This window comes from Alcaligenes sp. MMA (assembly GCF_020907215.1).
In the GTDB taxonomy this organism is placed as follows: Bacteria; Pseudomonadota; Gammaproteobacteria; order Burkholderiales; family Burkholderiaceae_B; genus Alcaligenes; species Alcaligenes aquatilis.
Genome location: NZ_JAJJPP010000004.1, coordinates 17,194 through 37,021 on the forward strand (window position 1 = coordinate 17,194; position 19,828 = coordinate 37,021).

At 57.8% G+C, this 19,828-nt stretch carries 18 protein-coding genes; 8 read left to right on the forward strand and 10 right to left on the reverse strand.

All coding sequences use genetic code 11. The features are described 5' to 3' along the window. The first annotated feature begins 88 nt into the window (after window positions 1–88). The 5 genes from LNA76_RS16300 to LNA76_RS16320 all read left to right on the forward strand — a co-directional run bounded on the left by LNA76_RS16300 (window position 89) and on the right by LNA76_RS16320 (window position 5,109). The gene (locus LNA76_RS16300; RefSeq protein WP_094195324.1) at window positions 89–709 is read left to right on the forward strand and encodes a TRAP transporter small permease subunit; all 621 of its coding nucleotides are present in this window, start codon (window positions 89–91) and stop codon (window positions 707–709) included. Beyond that, window positions 706–1,989 carry a TRAP transporter large permease gene (locus LNA76_RS16305; protein WP_094195323.1) on the forward strand — a complete coding sequence of 428 codons (1,284 nt, stop codon included), beginning with the start codon at window positions 706–708 and terminating at the stop codon, window positions 1,987–1,989. The genes LNA76_RS16300 and LNA76_RS16305 overlap by 4 nt, the downstream gene beginning before the upstream one ends. Before the next feature lie 32 nt (window positions 1,990–2,021). After that, window positions 2,022–2,705: a DUF2848 domain-containing protein gene (locus LNA76_RS16310; protein ID WP_108727103.1), complete on the forward strand. Its 684-nt coding sequence runs from the start codon at window positions 2,022–2,024 to the stop codon at window positions 2,703–2,705. A gap of 42 nt (window positions 2,706–2,747) precedes the next feature. Next, window positions 2,748–4,103 (forward strand): amidase, encoded by a 1,356-nt coding sequence (locus tag LNA76_RS16315; RefSeq protein ID WP_121737714.1) that lies wholly within the window; start codon window positions 2,748–2,750, stop codon window positions 4,101–4,103. 70 nt (window positions 4,104–4,173) lie between these two features. After that, window positions 4,174–5,109, forward strand: coding sequence for a DMT family transporter (locus tag LNA76_RS16320; protein WP_121737713.1), 936 nt, complete (start codon window positions 4,174–4,176; stop codon window positions 5,107–5,109). Window positions 5,110–5,121: 12 nt separating this feature from the next. Here LNA76_RS16320 and fmt read toward each other — a convergent pair whose 3' ends face one another. Both fmt and def read right to left on the reverse strand, forming a co-directional pair. Further along, on the reverse strand, window positions 5,122–6,063 hold the full coding sequence (gene fmt / locus LNA76_RS16325; RefSeq protein WP_125278035.1) for a methionyl-tRNA formyltransferase: 942 nt from the start codon (window positions 6,061–6,063) through the stop codon (window positions 5,122–5,124). A gap of 5 nt (window positions 6,064–6,068) precedes the next feature. Then, a complete protein-coding gene (gene def, locus LNA76_RS16330) occupies window positions 6,069–6,587 on the reverse strand; it encodes a peptide deformylase (RefSeq protein ID WP_094198232.1) in 519 nt (172 codons plus the stop codon). Between the two features lie 158 nt (window positions 6,588–6,745). Here def and dprA point away from each other — a divergent pair, with 158 nt between their 5' ends. From dprA to LNA76_RS16345, 3 genes are all read left to right on the forward strand, one after another. Continuing rightward, window positions 6,746–7,912, forward strand: a complete 1,167-nt coding sequence (dprA, locus tag LNA76_RS16335; protein WP_230019473.1) for a DNA-processing protein DprA — start codon at window positions 6,746–6,748, stop codon at window positions 7,910–7,912. 167 nt (window positions 7,913–8,079) lie between these two features. After that, window positions 8,080–9,000, forward strand: coding sequence for a hydroxymethylglutaryl-CoA lyase (locus LNA76_RS16340; protein ID WP_230019474.1), 921 nt, complete (start codon window positions 8,080–8,082; stop codon window positions 8,998–9,000). Next, complete coding sequence (locus tag LNA76_RS16345; RefSeq protein ID WP_094195316.1) at window positions 9,000–9,467, forward strand: hypothetical protein; 468 nt, start codon at window positions 9,000–9,002, stop codon at window positions 9,465–9,467. Before LNA76_RS16340 ends, LNA76_RS16345 begins: the two co-directional genes overlap by 1 nt. A gap of 51 nt (window positions 9,468–9,518) precedes the next feature. On the opposite strand, the gene LNA76_RS16350 is transcribed toward LNA76_RS16345, so the two are convergent. From LNA76_RS16350 to LNA76_RS16385, 8 genes are all read right to left on the reverse strand, one after another. After that, a complete protein-coding gene (locus LNA76_RS16350; RefSeq protein WP_230019475.1) occupies window positions 9,519–11,870 on the reverse strand; it encodes a TonB-dependent siderophore receptor in 2,352 nt (783 codons plus the stop codon). Window positions 11,871–12,139: 269 nt separating this feature from the next. After that, window positions 12,140–13,135 carry a FecR domain-containing protein gene (locus tag LNA76_RS16355; RefSeq protein ID WP_109089906.1) on the reverse strand — a complete coding sequence of 332 codons (996 nt, stop codon included), beginning with the start codon at window positions 13,133–13,135 and terminating at the stop codon, window positions 12,140–12,142. 21 nt (window positions 13,136–13,156) lie between these two features. Further along, window positions 13,157–13,684: a sigma-70 family RNA polymerase sigma factor gene (locus LNA76_RS16360; protein WP_086061269.1), complete on the reverse strand. Its 528-nt coding sequence runs from the start codon at window positions 13,682–13,684 to the stop codon at window positions 13,157–13,159. Window positions 13,685–13,826: 142 nt separating this feature from the next. Continuing rightward, window positions 13,827–14,843 (reverse strand): amino acid ABC transporter substrate-binding protein, encoded by a 1,017-nt coding sequence (locus LNA76_RS16365; RefSeq protein WP_042484596.1) that lies wholly within the window; start codon window positions 14,841–14,843, stop codon window positions 13,827–13,829. Window positions 14,844–14,932: 89 nt separating this feature from the next. Next, window positions 14,933–16,213, reverse strand: a complete 1,281-nt coding sequence (locus LNA76_RS16370; RefSeq protein WP_230019476.1) for a phenylacetate--CoA ligase family protein — start codon at window positions 16,211–16,213, stop codon at window positions 14,933–14,935. Window positions 16,214–16,466: 253 nt separating this feature from the next. Next, window positions 16,467–17,300, reverse strand: coding sequence for an ABC transporter ATP-binding protein (locus tag LNA76_RS16375; RefSeq protein WP_094195314.1), 834 nt, complete (start codon window positions 17,298–17,300; stop codon window positions 16,467–16,469). Window positions 17,301–17,350: 50 nt separating this feature from the next. After that, entirely contained in the window at window positions 17,351–18,619 is a 1,269-nt protein-coding gene (locus tag LNA76_RS16380; protein WP_376914099.1) for an ABC transporter substrate-binding protein, read from the reverse strand. Between the two features lie 134 nt (window positions 18,620–18,753). Next, window positions 18,754–19,818: a branched-chain amino acid ABC transporter permease gene (locus LNA76_RS16385; protein WP_094195312.1), complete on the reverse strand. Its 1,065-nt coding sequence runs from the start codon at window positions 19,816–19,818 to the stop codon at window positions 18,754–18,756. Window positions 19,819–19,828: the final 10 nt, after the last annotated feature.

A 19,828-nucleotide genomic window follows, 5' to 3' on the forward strand; every position in this document is an offset into this window, starting at 1 on the left:
GCTTGGCGGCCCAGCACCTGGGCCCCCCCTGTCTTCAGGGCCTATCATCCATTCATATGCTCCCTGAACCCTCTACGGGTTAGACGCCATGGAAAATACCGAAAAATTCGCCATGCTCAACCGCTTGCTGGCTGGTGCTACCAATCTGTCGCGCTACGCCATCTGGTTTGCTGGCAGCCTGACCCTGATCAGTGCTCTCTACATCACGGCCGATGTCCTGCTGCGCAAATTCACCGGACGCTCGCTTGGCGGCTCCGATGAACTCTCTGGCTATGCCTTTGCCATCAGCATCTCCTGGGCCTTGTCCTTTGCTACCTTGCAACGCGCCAATATCCGTATCGACGCCATCTACCAGCATCTGCCCGTGCGCTTGGCCGCACTGTTGGACTGGATTGCCCTGGTCGCACTTTCGGTCTTTATTGTGTATCTGACCCTGTATGCCACCAGCGTGGCCGACGTGTCCTGGACCAATCAGTCCACCGCCAACACGGCAATGGGTACTCCCTTGTGGATTCCCCAGTTTCTGTGGGTTGCAGGCCTGCTCTGGCTGTGCGTGGTCCTGGCACTGATGCTGTTGCGCTCCAGCCTGGCATTGATTACGGGCGATCTGAAATCCATCCAGAGCCTGTGCGGTATTCGCAGTACCCAGCAAGAAGCCCTTGAAGAAGCCGAGGCCGGCCAACGCATGGTCCACGGAGACACCAAATGATTAGTACCGCACTGACTCTCCTGCTCGTTCTGATCGGGCTAAGCATCCCTGTAGGCGCAGCCCTGGGGGTTCTGGGCCTGATTCTGGACCCGCTGTATTCCATGCTGCCACTGACCGGCGCACTCGGTGAAATTTCCTGGGGCACCAGCAACGAATTCCTGCTGGTTGCCATCCCCTTATTCATCATGCTGGGCGAAATTCTGCTGCGCTCGGGCATGGCCGAGCGCATGTATAACGCCATGAGCCTGTGGCTGTCCTGGCTGCCCGGCGGCCTGATGCATGCCAATATCGGGGCCAGCGCCCTGTTTGCCGCCACATCTGGCTCCAGTGTGGCGACCGCCGCCACCGTCGGTACCGTGGCCTTGCCGCAGATCAAAAAGCAAGGCTACAACGAGCCGCTGTTTCTGGGCAGTCTGGCTGCGGGTGGCACCTTGGGCATTCTGATTCCGCCTTCGATCAATCTGGTGATCTACGGCGTGCTGACCAACACCTCCGTACCCAAGCTGTATCTGGCCGGCATCATCCCTGGTCTGGCCATGGCCTTGCTGTTCATGCTGGCTATTGCTGGCGCCTGCATGGTCAAACCTCAATGGGGCGGTAGCAAAGTCAAAGCCTCCTGGGGCCAGCGTTTTGCCAGCCTGGTGCATCTGGTTCCACCACTGGGTATTTTCTTGCTGGTGGTCGGTTCGATTTACGCCGGTATCGCCACCCCGACCGAGGCCGCCGCCTTGGGTGTGGTCGGTGCGCTGCTGCTGGCCACTTTCTCGGGCCGCATGAGCTGGAAAATGATCAAGGAAGTGCTGGAAGGCACAATGAAATCCACCGCCATGATCATGCTGATCGTGATCGGTTCAGCCTTCCTGAACTTTGTCATGTCCGCTACCGGTCTGACCACAGCGCTGACTGATGCCATTACCGGCCTGGGCGTCTCGCCCATCACCATGCTGCTGATTATCGTGGTGTTCTACCTGGTACTGGGCTGCTTCATGGAAACCCTGTCCATGATGATCACCACCATCCCGATCGTGGCTCCGATCATGATTGCCCTGGGCTTTGACCCGATATGGGTGGGGATTGCCATCATTATTCTGGTGGAAGTGGCGCTGATCACTCCGCCTGTTGGTCTGAACCTGTTTGTGGTCCAGAGCTTGCGCAAGAGCGGCAGCATGAACGACGTCATGCTGGGCAGTCTGCCTTTTGTGATCATGCTGCTGTCCATGGTGGGTCTATTGGCCATCTTCCCGGATCTGGCTCTGTGGTTGCCACGCCTGTTCGGTTAATCCAATCTGTTTTTGAGTAAACGAGTACTGCTATGCGTTTGACGTTTGAACTGGCCCAGGCCACCCACACTGAAATCATCGAAGCTGACCTGCAGCACTGCATCGTGGCCGGTTGGGCTGGCCGCGATCTGGCGGCCATCGAGCACCACATTGAAGAGCTGGCCGAACTGGGTGTGCCCCGACCAAGCGCCGTACCTTTGTACTACCGCATCGCTGCCAATCAGATGATCCAGGATACCGACATCCAGGTCGTTGGTACCGGTTCGTCCGGCGAGACCGAAGTATTTGTGTTTAATCACCAAGGCCGCCTGCTGGTGAGCCTGGCCTCGGACCACACTGACCGTGTTCTGGAAGCCCACAGCGTGGCCCTGTCCAAACAAATCTGCGCCAAGCCCGTTGCCCGTGATGCTTGGTTGTTCAGCGATGTGGCCGAGTACTGGGACGAGCTGATTATCCGCGCCTACATTCAGGAAGACGGCAAGGAAGTCCTGTACCAGGATGGTCCTTTGTCCACCCTGAAAAACCCGCTGGAACTGATCGAAGGCTACTTTCAGTCCACCACCATGCCCGAAGGTTTTGGCATGACCTGCGGCACGGTCGGCGCCATCGGTGGTATCCGCCCCGCAACCCAGTTCACCATGGAGCTGTATGACCCCCGCCGCGAACGCAGCATCCGTCATACCTACGTGACTGAAACTCTGCCTGAAGTAGCCTAAACTGGCCCAGCCCGCCCCACCCATTTATTTTGCGAGTGATCCATGCTAGCGACTATTACCGAACTGCAACGTGCTCTTGATCGTGGCGAAACGACCTCGGTCGAGCTGACCCAGCAAGCCCTGGACCGTATCCAGGACGAAAGCCGTGACGGCGCTGCCGCGTTCATCGAAGTGTTTGCTGAACAGGCTCTGGCCGCCGCCAAAGCCTCTGACATTTTGCGCGCTGCCGGTTTGAGCCGCTCGCTGGTTGAAGGCCTGCCCATGTCGGTCAAGAACCTGCATGACATCGCTGGCTATGTGACCCTGGGTGGGTCGGCTGTACTGAAAGATGCGGAGCCGGCTGAACGGCACGCCACCATTGTGGAGCGCTTGCTACGCGCCGGCGCCATTCTGATTGGCTCCACCAATATGACCGAGTTTGCCTTCTCCGGTCTGGGCATCAACCCTCACTACGGCACGCCGCGCTCGGTCTGGGACCGCGACAATGCCCGCATCCCCGGCGGTTCGTCCTCCGGTGCCGGGGTCGCCGTTGCCCAGGGCATGTCGGTGTTCTCCATTGGTACTGATACGGGTGGCTCCATCCGTATCCCTTCGGCCTTTAACGGCCTGACCGGCTTCAAACCCACCGCCGAGCGTGTTCCCAGCGAAGGCACCATGCCTTTGTCGCGCAGCCTGGACTCTAATGGCCCTCTGGCCGCCTCGGTAGAATGCTGCGCCATTGTGGACTCCATTCTGACCGACCAGCCGTACGTGCCCGTGGCCACCCCCGCCCTGGACACCTTGCGCCTGGCCGTGCCCAAGACCTTTGTGTTTGACGGCATCGATGAGACCGTGCGCGCCGCCTTTGACCGTGCCATCACCCTGCTGCGCGAGCAAGGCGCTGTGGTTGAAGAGATCAATCTGCCCGAATTTGACCAATTGCCACAGATCAACCGCAAAGGCGGTTTCGTCTGCGCCGAAGCCTGGTCTGTGCACCGCGACACCCTGCAAAGCAAGGGCGAGCAATACGACCCCCGGGTGGCCTCCCGCATTTTGCGCGGCAAGGACATCGACTGCGCTGATTACATCGAGCTGCAAGACACACGCCAGGCCTGGATCAGCGCCGTGGAAAGCCGTCTGGAACGCTACGATGCCGTTCTGATGCCTACCGTGCCTGTGGTCGCTCCTCGCATTGCCGATCTGCAAGCCTCGGACGAGGTCTACTTCGCCACCAACGGTCTGGTCCTGCGCAACCCCACCCTGATCAACTTCCTGGACGGTTGCGCTCTGTCGCTGCCTTGCCACGCGGCTGATGAAGCCCCGGTAGGCCTGATGGTAGCCGCCCCCGCCTACCACGACGAGCACCTGTTGGCGGTAGGTGCAGCAATCGAACGGGTATTGCCCCTGCGCAAACACTAATCCGGTAAGATTTACGTTCGTTCCAGGACGGCCACCCGGCCGTCCTTGTGCTTTTCGTCAGGAGCCTGTCATGAGCACACCCCAATCCTCCTCCCTGCCCCAGATCATGACACCCACGGTCTTTCCATTGGCGGGGGTGCTCATTCTGATTCTGTCGTCCTGGGCCCTGTCGGGTCTGGATGCCAGTGGCAAATGGATCATGGGCTTTGGTGTGCCCCTGCTGGTGATGTGCTGGTTTCGCTACGTCGTCCATCTGGTGCTGGTGCTGGCGCTGGTCTTGCCAGTCAAAGGCCGCAAAATCCTGCGCAGCTCCCGCCCCAAAGCACAAATTCTGCGTGGCACAGTGATGATGCTGTCCACCTTCTCGTTTTTCAGTGCCTTGAGCTATCTGCCTCAGGCCGAAGCCACCTCCATCAACTTTCTAGCTCCCCTGCTGGTGTTGTCTGTTGCTCCCTGGATTCTGAAAGAGCCGCCACGCATCAGTCGCTGGGTGGCGGCCGGGGTCGGCTTTCTGGGCGTGCTGATCATCATCCGGCCCACGGCTGGTCTACACCCATTGGGCGTAATGTTCGGTTTGATGACCGCCTGTATGTTTGCTACGCAATTTATCGCCACACGCCGCGTGGCCGTTGACAACTCGCTGACCACCTTGATCTGGAGTGGCGCCGTAGGCAGCATCTGTTTGACCATTGCCTTGCCCTTTCTGCTGCCCGCCGCCCTGCCTGTCCTGAAGGAGCTGACATTTTTTCAATGGCTGATTCTGATTTCGACGGGCTTGTGGGGCTGTCTGGGACATTTGCTGCAAATCCAGGCCTATCAACGGGCCTCGGCCTCTTTGCTGGCACCCTTTGTGTATCTACAGATCGTGGCAGCCGCCGCGCTGGGATGGCTGATCTGGGGGCAGTTCCCCGATATGTTTACCTGGATCGGCATTGCCGTGGTGTGTTCCAGTGGCATTGTGATCGGAACCCTGGAATGGCGGCGCCAGAGCAAGGCTGGCGCCTGAGCCCTGCACGACTTAGCGAGACTGCCAGCCCTGCACAAAGACGGCAACGGACTGGCGCTTGGAACCTGCTTTTTGCAGTTCCAGCAAACGCAACACCCCTTCTCCACACGCCACATCAATACCTTGGGCGCTGACGCCCAGAATCTGACCGGGTTCTGCGCCATGCGTTTGCTCTATCACCTGAGCGCGCCAAACCTTCACAGGCTGCTCCAAACCGGGTAAGGACAGGGTGGAACCTGGCACCGGGTCAAATGCGCGAATACGGCGCTCCAGCTCTTTGGCTGGCTGGCTTAAATCCAGCGCCGATTCCGCCTTGGACAGTTTCTCGGCGTAGGTCACGCCTTCTTCTGGCTGAGGAACCGCCTGCAAGGTGCCATCACGCACGTGCTGCAAGGCTTGCAGCAAGGCCTGTGCCCCCAGTTGCGCCAAATCGTCATGCAAGGTTGCAGCACTGTGATCGTCACGAATTGCCAGCTCGCTGCGCACCAGCATATCGCCGGTATCCAGGCCTTCATCCATCTGCATGATGGTGATACCCGTGGCCGCATCGCCTGCCTGAATCGCACGCTGAATCGGTGCCGCACCGCGCCAGCGGGGCAAGAGACTGGCGTGAATATTGAAGCAGCCATAACGAGGCAGCTCCAAGGTCCATTTGGGCAGAATCAGGCCGTAGGCCGCCACCACCATCAGATCCGGTTGCAAATCCAGCAAGGTCTGACGGGCCTGGGCGGCCTCTTCGGGATACTTGCCATCCAGACGCAAGCTATGCGGCTGCAGAACCGGAATATGGGCGTTCACAGCGGCTTGCTTGACCGGGCTGGGGCTAAGCTTCATGCCACGGCCAGCCGGACGGTCTGGCTGCGTCATGACCAAAGGAACGTCAAAGCCCTGCGCTAACAGGGCTTCCAGGGCGATACGGGCAAAATCCGGGGTGCCGGCAAAAACAATACGCATGGCGACTATTGCCCTGCCTTCAGGGCTTCACGCTGCTGCTTGCGCAGACGGCTACGAATACGCTCACGCTTGAGTACCGACAGATACTCCACAAACACCTTGCCATCCAGATGATCCAGCTCGTGCTGAACACATACGGCCAGCAGGCCGTCGGCCTCTTGCTCGTACCACTCGCCTTTTTCATTTTGAGCCTTGAAGCGGATGCTGGCAGCGCGCTCGACCTTGTCATAGGTATCGGGCACGGACAGGCAACCTTCTTCGTAGACCTTCAGCTCTTCGCTTTTCCAGGTGATTTCCGGGTTAATCAGCACCAGCAATTCATTGCCGCTTTCCGACACGTCGATAACCACCACACGCTCGTGCACATCAACCTGAGTGGCGGCCAAACCTACACCGGGCGCGTCATACATGGTCTCGGCCATATCCTTGACCAGTTTGCGAATACGGTCGTCGACCTCCTGCACGGGTTTGGCAACCGTGTGCAGACGTGGGTCAGGAAATTTCAGGATAGGAAGCAAAGCCATTGTCATGTCCGAAGAAAAAGCGATAAGTCGATATAATAAAACAAGTTTCAGGGCGGCACCTGGCACCACACCAAGCCCTAACAGCAAAGCGGCCATCGCCCTGGATAAAAACGTCCGGGACACCCAGCCTCAAAAACGGTTTCGTGCCACACTACCTTATGCCTCATTATTTTAGCTCGGGGGAAACCTCGGATGAAATCTCGGAAGAATTGCGTGCCTGGTTGCGTCTGTCACTGGAGCCAGAGCTTACGCCCGCCCAGGCCCGGCAACTGCTGGCCGCCTGTGGACTGCCACCGCAAATCTATCAAAGCTCGGTTCAAACCCTGTCACGCCATATTCCTGGCGAACTGGCCGTCCAACTAAGCCAGGAACCACTGACCGAGCTACAAGCGCACATTGACCAGGCCGTGGAATGGCTCAAGCAAGCGGGTCATCACATTGTGACGCTGGCAGACCCGGCTTACCCTGCCGCCTTGCTGGATCTACATGACGCCCCGCTCTTGCTGTACGCCAATGGCAATCTGGATGTGTTGGAGCACCCCGGGCTGGCGATTGTTGGTGCTCGCAATGCCACCCAGTCTGGCCAGGAAACGGCGACCGACTTCGCTGCCACGCTGGCCTCCAAAGGCTGGTGCATCATCAGTGGGCTGGCCAGCGGCATTGATCAGGCAGCGCACAAAGGCGCGCTCAAAGCAGGCCCGCAATCGGCCGGCACCATTGCTGTCATGGGAACGGGACTGGATCTGGTCTACCCGGCAGCGCACCGCGATCTGGCACACCAGATCAGTGATCACGGTCTGCTGCTCAGCGAGTTCCCCTTAGGCACCCGCGCCATGCCGCACCATTTCCCCCGCCGTAACCGCATTGTGGCCGCTTTGGCCAAAGGCGTGCTGGTGGTAGAAGCGGCAAAGCAAAGTGGCTCCCTGATCACAGCCCGTCTGGCCGGAGAACTGGGGCGCGAGGTTTTTGCTATTCCGGGCTCAATCCATTCGCCTTTGGCACGCGGTTGCCATGCCTTGATACGCCAAGGCGCCAAGCTGGTAGAGAGCGCCCAGGACATTCTGGATGAGCTGGGCAATGTGCAGCACACGTTCAAACTTGAACCCGGCAACCCGTCCAATGCCAGGCCTGTTCAGCACGATAACCTACCGGAAGAACTGCGCCCCATCCTGGAGCGCATCGATTTCGCCCCCTTGACGCCCGAGCAACTGATGCGCCGTACCGGTCTTCTGGCAACTCAACTGCCGGCGGTTCTGGCCGAGCTGGAGCTGGCTGGCTGCATAGAGCCTCTGGCAGACGGGCGATTCCAACGTATCAAGCCATAAAACCCGACTTGGCCACACTGCATCATGGCCTGCTCCTTTGCATCGAAACCCCGGCCACATCGCCTGCTTATAGGGCTGTTCCTAGGGGGCCAGCCCTGGCCTTCAAGAGGTATCATGACGAATACGTAAAGGCCTCCAGGCCCAGCCCCTTACCTTCAGGAAACTTCATGTCATACCCCTCGCGCGTCAAGATTGTGGAGGTCGGCCCTCGGGACGGCCTGCAGAACGAAAAAGAATTCATCCCTACCGACATCAAGGTCGAGCTGGTCAACCGCTTGTCCCACGCCGGTTTTGTGAACGTGGAAGCCGCCTCCTTTGTCTCGCCCAAATGGGTGCCACAAATGGCAGACGGCGCGGAAGTGATGGCTACGATTGACCGTCGCCCCGGCACGATCTATTCAGTTCTGACACCCAATATGCGTGGCTTTGAAGGCGCCCTGGCTGCCAAGGCCGACGAAGTGGTGATCTTCGCCGCTGCCAGCGAAGCATTTTCGCAGCGTAATATCAATTGCAGCATTGAAGAATCGCTGGAGCGCTTTGCCCCCGTCGCCCAGGCCGCCAAAGAAGCTGGCATGCACCTGCGCGGCTCCATCAGTTGTTCGTTCGGTTGTCCCTACGAAGGTGCTGTGGCGCCGGCCAATGTGTTGAAAGTCGGCCAACGTTTGATCGAACTAGGCTGCGATGAAATCGACGTAGCCGACACCATCGGTGTCGGCACGGCCCGTCAGGTCTACGAGGTGATGCGCATGGTGACCGAGCACATTGACCCCGTTCATGTGTCCGGCCACTTCCACGACACCTATGGCCAGGCCATCGCCAATATTGTGGCCGCCATGCAGGCCGGCATTCATATTTTCCACAGTTCTGTAGCCGGGCTGGGTGGCTGTCCCTACGCCAAAGGCGCAACCGGCAACGTCGCCACCGAGGACGTGCTGTTCCTGATGCAAGGCCTGGATATTGAAACCGGCATTGATCTGAACGCCGTGGTGGACACGGGGCAATGGATTTCGGCTCATTTGAAGCGCAAATCGGCCAGCAATGCCGGTAACGCCCTGGCAGCCCGCAAACAAGGGGCCGCCGCGTGCTGATGAGCCAAGCCCCCTCGAAAGAGGAAATTGACGCCCTGTTAAAGGATCTGGGTTCACTGCCTATTCAAGGCCGCTCCTGGCCTAAATGGGTCGCGGCTGGTGCCTGGATAGTGCTAGCCCTGATTGGTGTGCGTTTTGCGCTGGTAGCCAGCTCCCCACAAGGTGCGGCTATCAGCCCTGTACTGGCGGGCTCTCTGGTTCTGCTGTTTACTGGCTTGATCTTGATTGCCTGGCACATGTGGCATGGCATCACCACGATTGACCAGAACGGCATCCGCCAGAGCTGGATCATGAAGCGGGAAGTGCAATGGCAAGACATCCACTTTGCCAAGTTCGTGCCGCTGTTCAACTCCAAACGCCTGATCTGCTTTACCCGGCGTGGTCGGCCCGTGATTTTCCAAGGTGCCACACAGGATCTGCAAGTGGCTTTTGCCAAAATTTCGCTGGTATTACGGCGCAAAAATTAAGTCCAAATCCTGTCTATACCCAGGGCCACGCAAGCCCTGGGACAACTCAGATCAGAACCGCCCCCGCAAAGTGAACAGAAAACTGCGTGGCGCACCGTAGTTATTACGGTTCTCGATATAGCCCGGATACTCGTAGTAAACCTTGTCGAACAGATTATTGACGTTCAAGGCTGCCGTCCAGCTCGGTGTCACATCATAAGCAATACGTGCATTCCACACGCTGTACGAGGGTCGACGCACCTTGGAGACGCTGTTACTCAAAGCACTTTGCCAGTTCATACCCAGGCCGACGCTCACCGCTTGCAACTGACCAGGCAGACGGTAATCGCCCCAGATCCGCAACAAATGCCGTGGGGTTTCAGCGCTGAACACTTCACCTTCTTGAGACGTATCCCGCAAGAACTTATTGTTATTGAAGGTATAGCCGGCCGCCAATTGCAAGCCGGGGGAAACTTGCCCTGTCACCTCAGCCTCAAACCCTTGGCTGCGTACCTTGCCAGCGGCACGCGAGCAGTAACCGCCATTGCACACCGGGCCAGCCTCCTGATCCTGCACAGCCCGGTTGGTCTGATCAATACGATAAAAAGCCAGGGACGCATTCAGGCGGCCATCCAGCAGCTCACCTTTGATACCGGCCTCGTAATTAGCCCCCACAATAGGTTTGAGCAAGCTACCGTCGCGTGTCGTTGCAGTTTGAGGCTCAAAAATATCGGCATAACTGGCGTACACCGACCACTGGGGCGACAGCTCATACACCATCCCCAGGAACGGGGTGAATTCCGCTGTCGCCTTGCTGACGCTGACATCGCTCCAGCTTGTCGCCTGCGTGGAGTAGCGGCTTTCAAACCAGCTGAAACGTCCACCGCTGACCAAAGTCAGGTCATCGGTCAAACGACTACGCAATTGGGCGTAAATCCCCTTTTGTACGTGCGGCTCATAGCGAGATAAGCGCTGCGAATCGGGAAACTCGGCCGGTTTGGGCACGTGGGGATCGGGGTTGAACACATCCAAAGGACGGTAGTTCATGTTGTACTCAATCCGGTCACTGGAGCTAAGGCGCGAAATACTCGCCCCCACGACCAGATCCTGCGGCATATCCCACACCGTAAAGCGCCCATTCACATTGGCATCCACCCCCAGATGCTCGCTGGTCTTGTCATAGTTCCAGGCATTACGCACCGGGCCGGTCAAAGTCGTGACATCCACGGTCCCCGTCGCATCCAGGGCCGAGGTAATACTTTCTTCTTTCACATAGGTCGCTGCCACTTTCAAGCGCCAATTGTCATTGAACTGATGCGTCAGATCGGCAAAGACTTGGGTTTCATCTTTGTCCCATTGATTCCAGTCCGCACCCAGAAAGGTGGAGCGCTTCAGCTCCAGCGAGCTGCCATCGCTATAACGTGGCAGACCGCCAAAGAAAGGAGTAGAGCGCAAGCGCGACACCAGCACACCGGCACCCACGCTGGTGTCCGGCGTAATGTCCAGATCCAGCGCCAGATACATATTGGCATTACGTTCCTTCACCCTGTCGATAAAGGAGCCTTTATCGTCATAATCCAGCACGGCACGCGCGCGCAGACTGCCGTTCTCGTTCAAGGCTCCACCTGCGTCCAGCATCGCACCGCCATGCTTCCACGAGCCAGCACGCAGCTCAGCCAGAATTTGCGTATCAGCCGTTGGACGTTTGCGCACCAGATTGATGGAACCACCAGGCTGACCCGCTCCTTCAAACAAGCCCTGAGCCCCACGGAATACTTCCACCCGATCCAGATAGGCCGTGCTACCCGTAAAGCTGTTGCCCACCGCATAAAAGCTGCGTGACAGCGGTACACCATCGTATTGGACATTGCTGATTTTGAAGCCGCGCGAATAATAGTTGCGCCCGCCATCGGCCACTTCGCTAATCGTCACGCCTGTGGTGTTCTCCAGCACTTCGCTGATCGACGCCAGGTTCTGGTCGTCCAGGCGCTTGCGTGTCACCACCGAAACAGACTGAGGAATATCTTTCAGTGCCTGTGCTGTCTTGCCTATGGTGGTGGCATTGGCCGTGTAGGACTGCGACCCCTCAGTCTGAGCATCCAGGCTGCGATTGACACGTACAGGGGCCAGGATACTGACACCAGGATCGGGCTCGGCTTCAATACGAATACCTGCACTTGCCTGGATGCCTCGATAGCCCGTACCGGCCAGCAAGGCCCGCAAGCCATCCTGCAAGGCGTAGCTGCCGTTCAAACCAGCACTGCGCGCACCCTGCAGCTGCGCCGCCGAGTAAATCAGAGACACCCCCGCCTGACGAGCGAAATCAGCCAACGCCGCATCCAGGGGACCGGCCGAAATGTGATAAGTCCGTGCAGCCGTGGTACTGGCCGCAGCAGGGTTACTTTGAGCGTGCGCGATCGGCATGGCCGCCAATAAAGCGGCCACTAAAGGCAAGAATATGAAAAGAGCGGTTCTGCCAGAGACAGGCAGGCCACGCCGTCCTGATGCAAGACGTGCAGGTCGGCTAAAGAGGATCGTCACGAAAATGGCTCCAATGAAAGTCTGTCGATGCTGGCAGTGCGCACTGCTTCAATCGATATGACGAGCCAAAATCGCAATCCCCTCAAAAAAATACGTCCTGATCCAGAAAGGCCAAAACATGCCATCCGCGTAAGCAACAACACGTCTCAAGCTTATGCACGAGCCAGAACGCGAGTTAGTCTGCCGCCCCACCATTGACGGCCCTGCTCGACCCGAACGGGCAGGCTTTGACGCAGCAAGTCCAGAATCTTGGCCGTGTCGTGCAGCTGGAACACGCCTGACACCTTGATCTGAGCCACCGCCGGATCACATTCAATAGCGCCGTGATAACGCGCCAGATCCTGCAAGAACAGGGACAGCGGCATATCCTTGACGGCCAAGGCGCCCTCCACCCAGGCAGAGCCATTACCCTGCTGCTCGGCAGGCAAGGCGTCCACACGCACACTGCTCATGCAAGCACTTTGCCCGGTTTCCAGCACGGTATAGGCTCGGTCCCCCGAGTGTTGACGGGGCCACAAGGCCACCGAGCCTTCATTGACCTCAACCTGGCTGCCCGAATCCAGCTGGCGGACCCGATAACGTGTCCCCAAGGCTTGCGCCCGCCCATCTCGGGTCTGCACAAACAAAGGACGCTCCAAAGGGTCATGGGCGGAAATCAGGTAAATCTCCCCACGCAAAAGCTCAACTCGCCGGAACTGTGCGTTAAAGCTGATGTTCACGGCGGTATCGGTATTGAGCACAAGCACCCCGCCATCAGGCAAGTTCAACTGTCGACGTTCTCCCCGTCGGGTCGATGCATCTGCCAGCAAAGGCTGGACAAAGGGGGCTTCAGCGACTCGCCATGCCAATACACCACCCACACTGCACGCACCCAGGCTCAGCAAAGCCTTGCGGCGTGACCGGCGCCGTTGCTGCTCCTCGGCCTGGCGCAGAATATAAGTGGCCTCTTGTCCGGGCAAAGAGGCCAAGGGTGCCTGCAAACTGCTCCCCATCGCCTGCAAACGCTCCCACACAGCAGCATGCTCAGGGGCCGCCTGCCGCCATGCCTCGAAGGCTTGCCAGGTTTTGGCATCCGCTACGTTGTGATGCAGCCTGATACGCCAGGCAATCGCCGTATCCAGAACAAGCGTCTCGGCGGAAGTATTCATTCGTCTGTCCAGATAGCTGGCTTACAAGCCGTAAACCAGGCGATAGCAGTGCTGCAAAGCCTGCGCCAGATAACGTTCTACGGTGGACACGGATTTGCCTATGCGCTGCGCGATCTGCGGGCAACTCAGGCCTTCCATTTGCGCCAGTAAAAACACCTCTCGCACCAAGGGTTTCAAGCGTCCCAGCATCTGTGCAATCTGCTCCAAGGACTCCAGAATGACCAGACGGGACTCCTCGGAGGGCCAACTGTCCTGCGGGCGGCTTTCCAGGACAGCCAGGTAAGCACGCTCGATTTCCAGCCTGCGCCAGTGATCCACCACCAGCCGTCCGGCAATCGTGCGCAGATAGGCGCGGGGCTCCCTCAAAGAGCCATCGCTAATGGTGCTGGAGTTCACACTAAGCAGTCGCAGGAACGTGTCTTGCGCAAGATCGGCTGCTTGATGCGCGTCCCCTAACTTGCCACGCAGCCAACCACGCAACCAATCGTGGTGGTCGCGATAAAGCTCGGAAACCGCAGCGTGGGAGGGATGTTCAAGCTCGGCGGGCATGAGGTGCCAAGGGGAAGGCAGAGAATGTTAATAAGAACCATTATTATTGCATAAGTCCGATCAAGCCCATGCATCCGCTCTACTCATAAAAAAAGCAGCTCCCAAAGAGAGCTGCTTTTTGCATATCGCAAACCCGAAAGGATTAACGAATAGGCAGACCGTAGATCAAGCCACCGTCGATCCACAAAGCATTCAGTCCGCGTTCGATTTGCAGCGGGCTACCTTTACCCACGTTGCGCTCGAAGGACTCGCCGTAGTTACCAACCTGCTTGATGATGTTGTAAGCCCATTTTTCGTCCAGGCCCAGGTTTTTACCGGCACCGGGAGTCACACCCAGCAGACGCTGGATGTTGGGGTTGTTGCTCTTGAGCTTCTCGTCCACATTGGCCGCTGTCACATCCAGTTCTTCAGCGTTGAAGCTGGCCTGGATGGACCATTTCACAATGTTCAGCCAGGCATCATCGCCCTGGCGGACAAATGGGCCCAGTGGCTCTTTGGAAATGATTTCAGGCAGCACCAGGTAGTCGTCCGGATTTTCCATTTTGGAGATACGAATCGAAGCCAGGCCCGATGCATCGGTAGAGAACACGTCACAGCGGCCAGCCACGAAGGCGTTGACCACTTCGTTGAACTGTTCGATCACCACAGGCTTGTACTCAACCTTGTTGGCGCGAGCCCAGTCAGCCATGGTGTTTTCGTTGGACGTGCCTGTCTGCATGCAAACCGTGGCGCCGTTCAATTCCTTGGCGCTGGAAACGCCCAGTTTCTTGGACACCAGGAAACCCTGGCCGTCGTAGAAGTTGATGCCTGCATGGATAGCGCCGACCGCGGTATCGCGCTGCTGGGTCACGGTGGTGTTACGGGCCAACAGGTCAATTTCGCCCGACTGCAGGGCCGTAAAGCGCTGCTGCGAGTTCAAGGGTACGGCCTTGAATTTGCTGGCGTCGCCCAGAGTGGCAGCGGCGACCGAACGACATACGTCGATATCCAGACCGGTCCAGTTACCCTTGTCATCAGGGGCAGAAAAACCGGCAAAGCCGGTGGTCACGCCACACAGCACGTGGCCGCGCTGTTTGACATTGTCCAGGGTGGCGGCCTGGGCAGCAGGCATGCTGGCCATCAAGGCCAGGACTACAGCAGAAACTGGCACAAAGCGCATCGGGCTCTCCTCAAAGATATAGGTATTGACTATTTTCCAGCATAGTACCGCAGCCCGACTGCTACTTGTGTGCATATCTACATGGCTAATTAATCGTAGCTGCGTTGGTCCTCGATGACTTTACCATCCCGAGGCAAGGCGCCTGGCTCCACAAATTCCACCTGTGCACGCAGTTTGGTGATTTCACGGATCGAGTCGGCCAATACGCTTTCCAGACCCTCAGGCCTGGAGGCAACTTCCACCTGAAACACCATCTGATCCTGGCCGCTGGCACCACGCACCACCAGGCGAGCCTGGCCCAGCTCCTTGTGACGCAGACGAATCTGCTCCACCTGCCCCGGATGCACAAACATGCCGCGCACCTTGGTCGTCTGGTCAGCACGCCCCATCCAGCCGCGTATACGCTGATTGGTACGACCACAAGGAGACTGACCGGGCATGACAGCAGACAAGTCGCCTGTGCCAAACCGCACCAACGGGTAGTCTGGGTTAAAAGACGTCACCACCACTTCGCCCACTTCACCAGGTTCTACGGGCTGGCCTGTGCCCGGACGCACAATTTCCAGAATCAGGCTTTCGTTAAGCACCAAGCCTTCACGGGCCTGAGTTTCGTAGGCAATCATGCCCAGATCGGCACTGCCGTAAGCTTGATAGCCTGCCACGCCATGCTCGCTGAACCATTTTTGTAAAGAGGGCGGGTAGGCTTCACCCGAGAACAAGGCCTTGGTCAATCCCGGCAACGCAATCTGCATGGACTGGGCTTTTTCCATGATGATTTTCAGAAAGCTGGGGGTACCGGTGTACCCATGCGGGCGCAAGTCGGCCATGGCCTGCACTTGCTGTTCGGTTTGCCCCACCCCCCCCGGAAACACGGTGCAATCCAAAGCATGAGCAGCGGTTTCCATCATCGAACCGGCCGGCGTGAAGTGATAGGAGAAGCAGTTGAAAATCAGTTCTTCACGGCGAAAACCCGCTGCATACAAGGCCCGCGCAAAGCCCCAATAGTCCGGGCGACGGCTTTCGGGCTCATACATGGGGCCAGGCGAAGCAAACACTTTGCGAGCTGCCCCCCAGGAAATGGAGGAAAAGCCCCCGAAAACGGACTGCGCATACTCAGCCGACGGCGCGCCAGAGCGGGCCCGCTCACGAGCTTCCAACTGGGCTTTGAGCAGCTCGCTTTTACGAAACACCGGAATAGCCAGCAGGTCCTCACGGCTGCGCACAGCGGCCAGATCCACCGAATCCAGTTGTCTGGCAATGGCAGGGGCTCCTTTTGCAGCCGCTTGCAAAACCTGCGGCAAACGGGACAGTAAATCAGCCTCACGCTCGTCCGGTTCCTGGGTTTCGCGCTCGTCGTAATATTCGCTCATCTCTCCTCCACTGGGATGAATTGGCATTCAAACACTCCCGCGCCCAGCCGACTTCCTGCTCATAGACTGACGCGTGTCGATACCAAGCTCTGCGACTACACCCCGTGTAGCCAGGAGCTGCCCAAAACTAAAAATGTCAAAAGGGGTCAGGGCGGCACCTTGTGTGCATCCCGATCGATGGCCTGTTCCTGTACTGATCCTGCCGCTTTCAATACAGGCCAGGCCCTGCTGATACAGTGAAAATCCTTGAGGGTTAGGCCAACCAGCGCTTGCGTCGTCGATAGAATTTATTGTCACGAAAGCTCTTGCGCTCGCCCCCGGACACACCCAGATAGAACTCCTTGACGTCTTCGTTCTCGGCCAAGGCCTGGGAGGGTCCATCCATCATGACGCGACCGTTTTCCAGGATGTAGCCATAGTCGGCATACTTCAGGGCCACGTTGGTGTTTTGCTCGGCCAGCAAGAAACTGACACGCTCGCGCTGATTCAGGTCACGGACAATCTCGAAAATTTCTTCCACCACCTGCGGTGCCAACCCCATGGAAGGCTCATCCAGCAAGATCATGCTGGGGTCGGCCATCAAGGCGCGTCCAATGGCACACATTTGCTGTTCACCGCCCGAGGTATAACCGGCCTGACTGGTACGGCGCTGCTTTAGACGCGGAAAATACTGGTACACCTTGTCCAGCTCGGCGCTTACATCACCACGTGACAAGGAACGGGTATAGGCCCCGGTCAGCAAATTTTCTTCAATGCTCAAGTGCGCAAAACAGTGGCGCCCTTCCATCACCTGCACTACGCCGCGCTTGACCAGATCAGCCGGAGTCAGTTGATCAATACGCTCGCCACGCAGATGGATCTGGCCTTTGGTCACATCGCCGCGCTCAGCGCGCAGCAAGTTCGATACGGCCCGCAAGGTCGTGGTTTTACCGGCACCGTTGGCGCCCAGCAAGGCAACAATCCGCCCTTCCGGTACACGCAAGGACACGCCCTTGAGCACCAGAATGACGTGGTTGTAAATCACTTCGATGCCATTGACGTCCAACAAGATGGGCGCCTCATCCACTTGGCCTACGGTCTCACTCATAATCTTCCCCACGCAATGCAGTGCCCAGGGCGAACCCTGGGCGCCTGGGTTTAGCCTTCGCAGGTGCGAGGCGTAATTTTCTTCTCAGCGGCGTACTTGGCCGACATTTCCTTGACTAAAGGATCGACATACTTCTTGTCGGACTCATACCAGTCGGAGACAACTTCAAACTTGTTGCCGTCCCACTGCACGATACGAGCCCAGTCATCACCCATATGGTTGCTGCACGAGGTTTTAACGGGACGCATGATGCCTTCAAAGCCCAGCTCTTTCAGACGAGCTTCGTCCAGGTTCAGGTTCTCGAAACCCCAGCGCACTTGTTCGGGCGTCATATGCTGCCCTTTACCGAACTTCTCTTGGGCAGTACGAATGGCTTCTACCTGCATCATGGAAATCATCATGCCGCGCGTGTGTGCCAGCGTGCCGACATACTTGTCCCCGTTTTCAGCTCCTTTGCCTTTGGCGTGCATCTCGCGCACGGCATCATGCACCGGGCCGTCCTCGGCACTGTTGTGAATGGTGATGCCCTTGTAGCCCTTGGCGGTCTGGCCCAGATCGACCACATCGCTCTCGGAAGCGGCCCACCAGATGCCATAGATCTTGTCGCGTGGATATCCCACTGCCTGCGCCTCACGAATAGCGGTAGGCGTCATGATCCCGGCGCTCCAGAGCAACACGAAGTCAGGACGGTTTTTACGCACTTGCAGCCAGGTGGATTTCTGTTCCACGCCAGGAGCGGTCACCGGATACAGATCCAGCTTGAAGCCTTGTTCCTTGGCACGGGCCTGTAACAGAGCGATAGGCTCTTTACCGTAAGGCGAGTCATGGTAGATCAGGGCAATACGCTGATCTTTCAGCTTGTCCTCACCCACTTGCTTGGTGATGTCCTGGATCATGACATCGGCTGCGGTCCAGTACGTGCCCAGCAGCGGGAAGTTCCACTCGAACACCGCACCGTTAGCCGAATGCGACAGACCGTAGCCCATGGTTTCAATGGCGACCCCATCCACAATGGCCTTGTCGGTCAGGGCAAAAGTAATGCCTGTGGACTGGGTGTCAAACCCCGAAGCACCACCATTTTTGCCTTTCATGCGCTCGTAGCACTCTACGCCACGGTCGGTGGCATACGCCGTTTCACACTCCTCGTATGCCAGCTTGACGCCATTGACACCGCCGTCACGTTCGTTGACCAAAGCCAGATAGTCCAGCTTGCCATCGGCCCATGGGATCCCCAGTGGGGCAAAGGAGCCGGTGCGGTAGGTCAGCAGTGGAATGTACTGTTCCTCAGCTGCCAAAGCGGCTGTACTCATGGTCAACATTGCAGCGCAAGCACTCAAACCGAGCACAGCGCGTTTCAGTCGTGTTGTCATCTCCTGGTCCTCCGATAAGTACCATTTGTCTAAGTACCCCGTCCCGATTGGCGGGGCTGTTGTTGTAATAAACTGCCTACCTGCTAATGGGGGAAGGGCCACAAACGCAGCTTTTCCTTACCAATACTCCAGAGTCGAGCCAAACCATGCGGCTCCACAATCAAGAAAAATACGATCAGGGCACCGAACACCATGTGTTCAATGTGCGAGGCGGTGTCCACGCCGATGGACATACCAAACCAGTGCGGCACGTTGGTCAGAAGCACGGGCAGCAAGACCATGAAAGCGGCACCAAAGAAGCTGCCCACAATCGAGCCCAGACCACCGATGATGACAATGAACAACAGCTGCAAAGAGCGAGTCAGGTCAAAGGCCAGTGGCTCCCAGGAACCCAGATGAACAAAGGCCCACAAGGCACCGGCCACACCGATGATGAATGAGCTGACAGCAAAGGCCGTGAGCTTGGCGTAGACCGGACGGATACCAATCACTTCAGCGGCCACGTCCATGTCACGAATCGCCATCCATTGACGACCAATCGCGCCACGCACCAGGTTCTTGGCCAGCAAGGCAAACACCACCACAAAGATCAGTACAAACAAGTACTTTTGCATGGGGGTTTGAACCGGCAAACCAAATGCACTCAAGGCGGGCACCGACACGTTGCCCGATGGCGAGTAGTTCGTGAAAAAGGCAATACGCAGGAACGCCCAATCCACAAAGAACTGCGCAGCCAGGGTTGTGACCGCCAGGTACAAGCCACGGATACGCAAGCTGGGAATACCGAAGGCGACACCCACCAGAGTGGCAAACACGCCGCCCAGCAAGATCTGCAACACCAACGGCAACTCAGGAATACGGACACCAAAGTTCCAGGCGGCGTAGGCGCCCACAGCCATAAAGGCGCCTGAACCAATGGAAATCTGTCCGCAATAGCCCACCAGAATATTCAGGCCGATCGCTGCCAAGGACAGAATCAAAAAGGGAATCAGAATAGCTTGCAGGAAGTAGTTGGATGCCATGGCTGGCACCAACAGAAATGCCACCAGCAACAGGCCCAACACCACATAGCGATCCTGGCGGATGGGAAAAATCTGCTGGTCAGCCCGATAGCTGCTTTTGAACTGACCATTTTCGCGGTAAATCATATCGGCTCCA

Excerpts from the sequence above, each read along its gene's own strand:
- LNA76_RS16300 (WP_094195324.1), top strand. The coding sequence starts at position 89 with ATGGAAAATACCGAAAAATTCGCCATGCTCAACCGCTTGCTGGCTGGT.
- LNA76_RS16305 (WP_094195323.1), top strand. The coding sequence starts at position 706 with ATGATTAGTACCGCACTGACTCTCCTGCTCGTTCTGATCGGGCTAAGC.
- LNA76_RS16310 (WP_108727103.1), top strand. The coding sequence starts at position 2,022 with ATGCGTTTGACGTTTGAACTGGCCCAGGCCACCCACACTGAAATCATC.
- LNA76_RS16315 (WP_121737714.1), top strand. The coding sequence starts at position 2,748 with ATGCTAGCGACTATTACCGAACTGCAACGTGCTCTTGATCGTGGCGAA.
- LNA76_RS16320 (WP_121737713.1), top strand. The coding sequence starts at position 4,174 with ATGAGCACACCCCAATCCTCCTCCCTGCCCCAGATCATGACACCCACG.
- fmt (WP_125278035.1), bottom strand. The coding sequence starts at position 6,063 with ATGCGTATTGTTTTTGCCGGCACCCCGGATTTTGCCCGTATCGCCCTG.
- def (WP_094198232.1), bottom strand. The coding sequence starts at position 6,587 with ATGGCTTTGCTTCCTATCCTGAAATTTCCTGACCCACGTCTGCACACG.
- dprA (WP_230019473.1), top strand. The coding sequence starts at position 6,746 with ATGCCTCATTATTTTAGCTCGGGGGAAACCTCGGATGAAATCTCGGAA.
- LNA76_RS16340 (WP_230019474.1), top strand. The coding sequence starts at position 8,080 with ATGTCATACCCCTCGCGCGTCAAGATTGTGGAGGTCGGCCCTCGGGAC.
- LNA76_RS16345 (WP_094195316.1), top strand. The coding sequence starts at position 9,000 with ATGAGCCAAGCCCCCTCGAAAGAGGAAATTGACGCCCTGTTAAAGGAT.
- LNA76_RS16350 (WP_230019475.1), bottom strand. The coding sequence starts at position 11,870 with ATGCCGATCGCGCACGCTCAAAGTAACCCTGCTGCGGCCAGTACCACG.
- LNA76_RS16355 (WP_109089906.1), bottom strand. The coding sequence starts at position 13,135 with ATGAATACTTCCGCCGAGACGCTTGTTCTGGATACGGCGATTGCCTGG.
- LNA76_RS16360 (WP_086061269.1), bottom strand. The coding sequence starts at position 13,684 with ATGCCCGCCGAGCTTGAACATCCCTCCCACGCTGCGGTTTCCGAGCTT.
- LNA76_RS16365 (WP_042484596.1), bottom strand. The coding sequence starts at position 14,843 with ATGCGCTTTGTGCCAGTTTCTGCTGTAGTCCTGGCCTTGATGGCCAGC.
- LNA76_RS16370 (WP_230019476.1), bottom strand. The coding sequence starts at position 16,213 with ATGAGCGAATATTACGACGAGCGCGAAACCCAGGAACCGGACGAGCGT.
- LNA76_RS16375 (WP_094195314.1), bottom strand. The coding sequence starts at position 17,300 with ATGAGTGAGACCGTAGGCCAAGTGGATGAGGCGCCCATCTTGTTGGAC.
- LNA76_RS16380 (WP_376914099.1), bottom strand. The coding sequence starts at position 18,619 with ATGTTGACCATGAGTACAGCCGCTTTGGCAGCTGAGGAACAGTACATT.
- LNA76_RS16385 (WP_094195312.1), bottom strand. The coding sequence starts at position 19,818 with ATGATTTACCGCGAAAATGGTCAGTTCAAAAGCAGCTATCGGGCTGAC.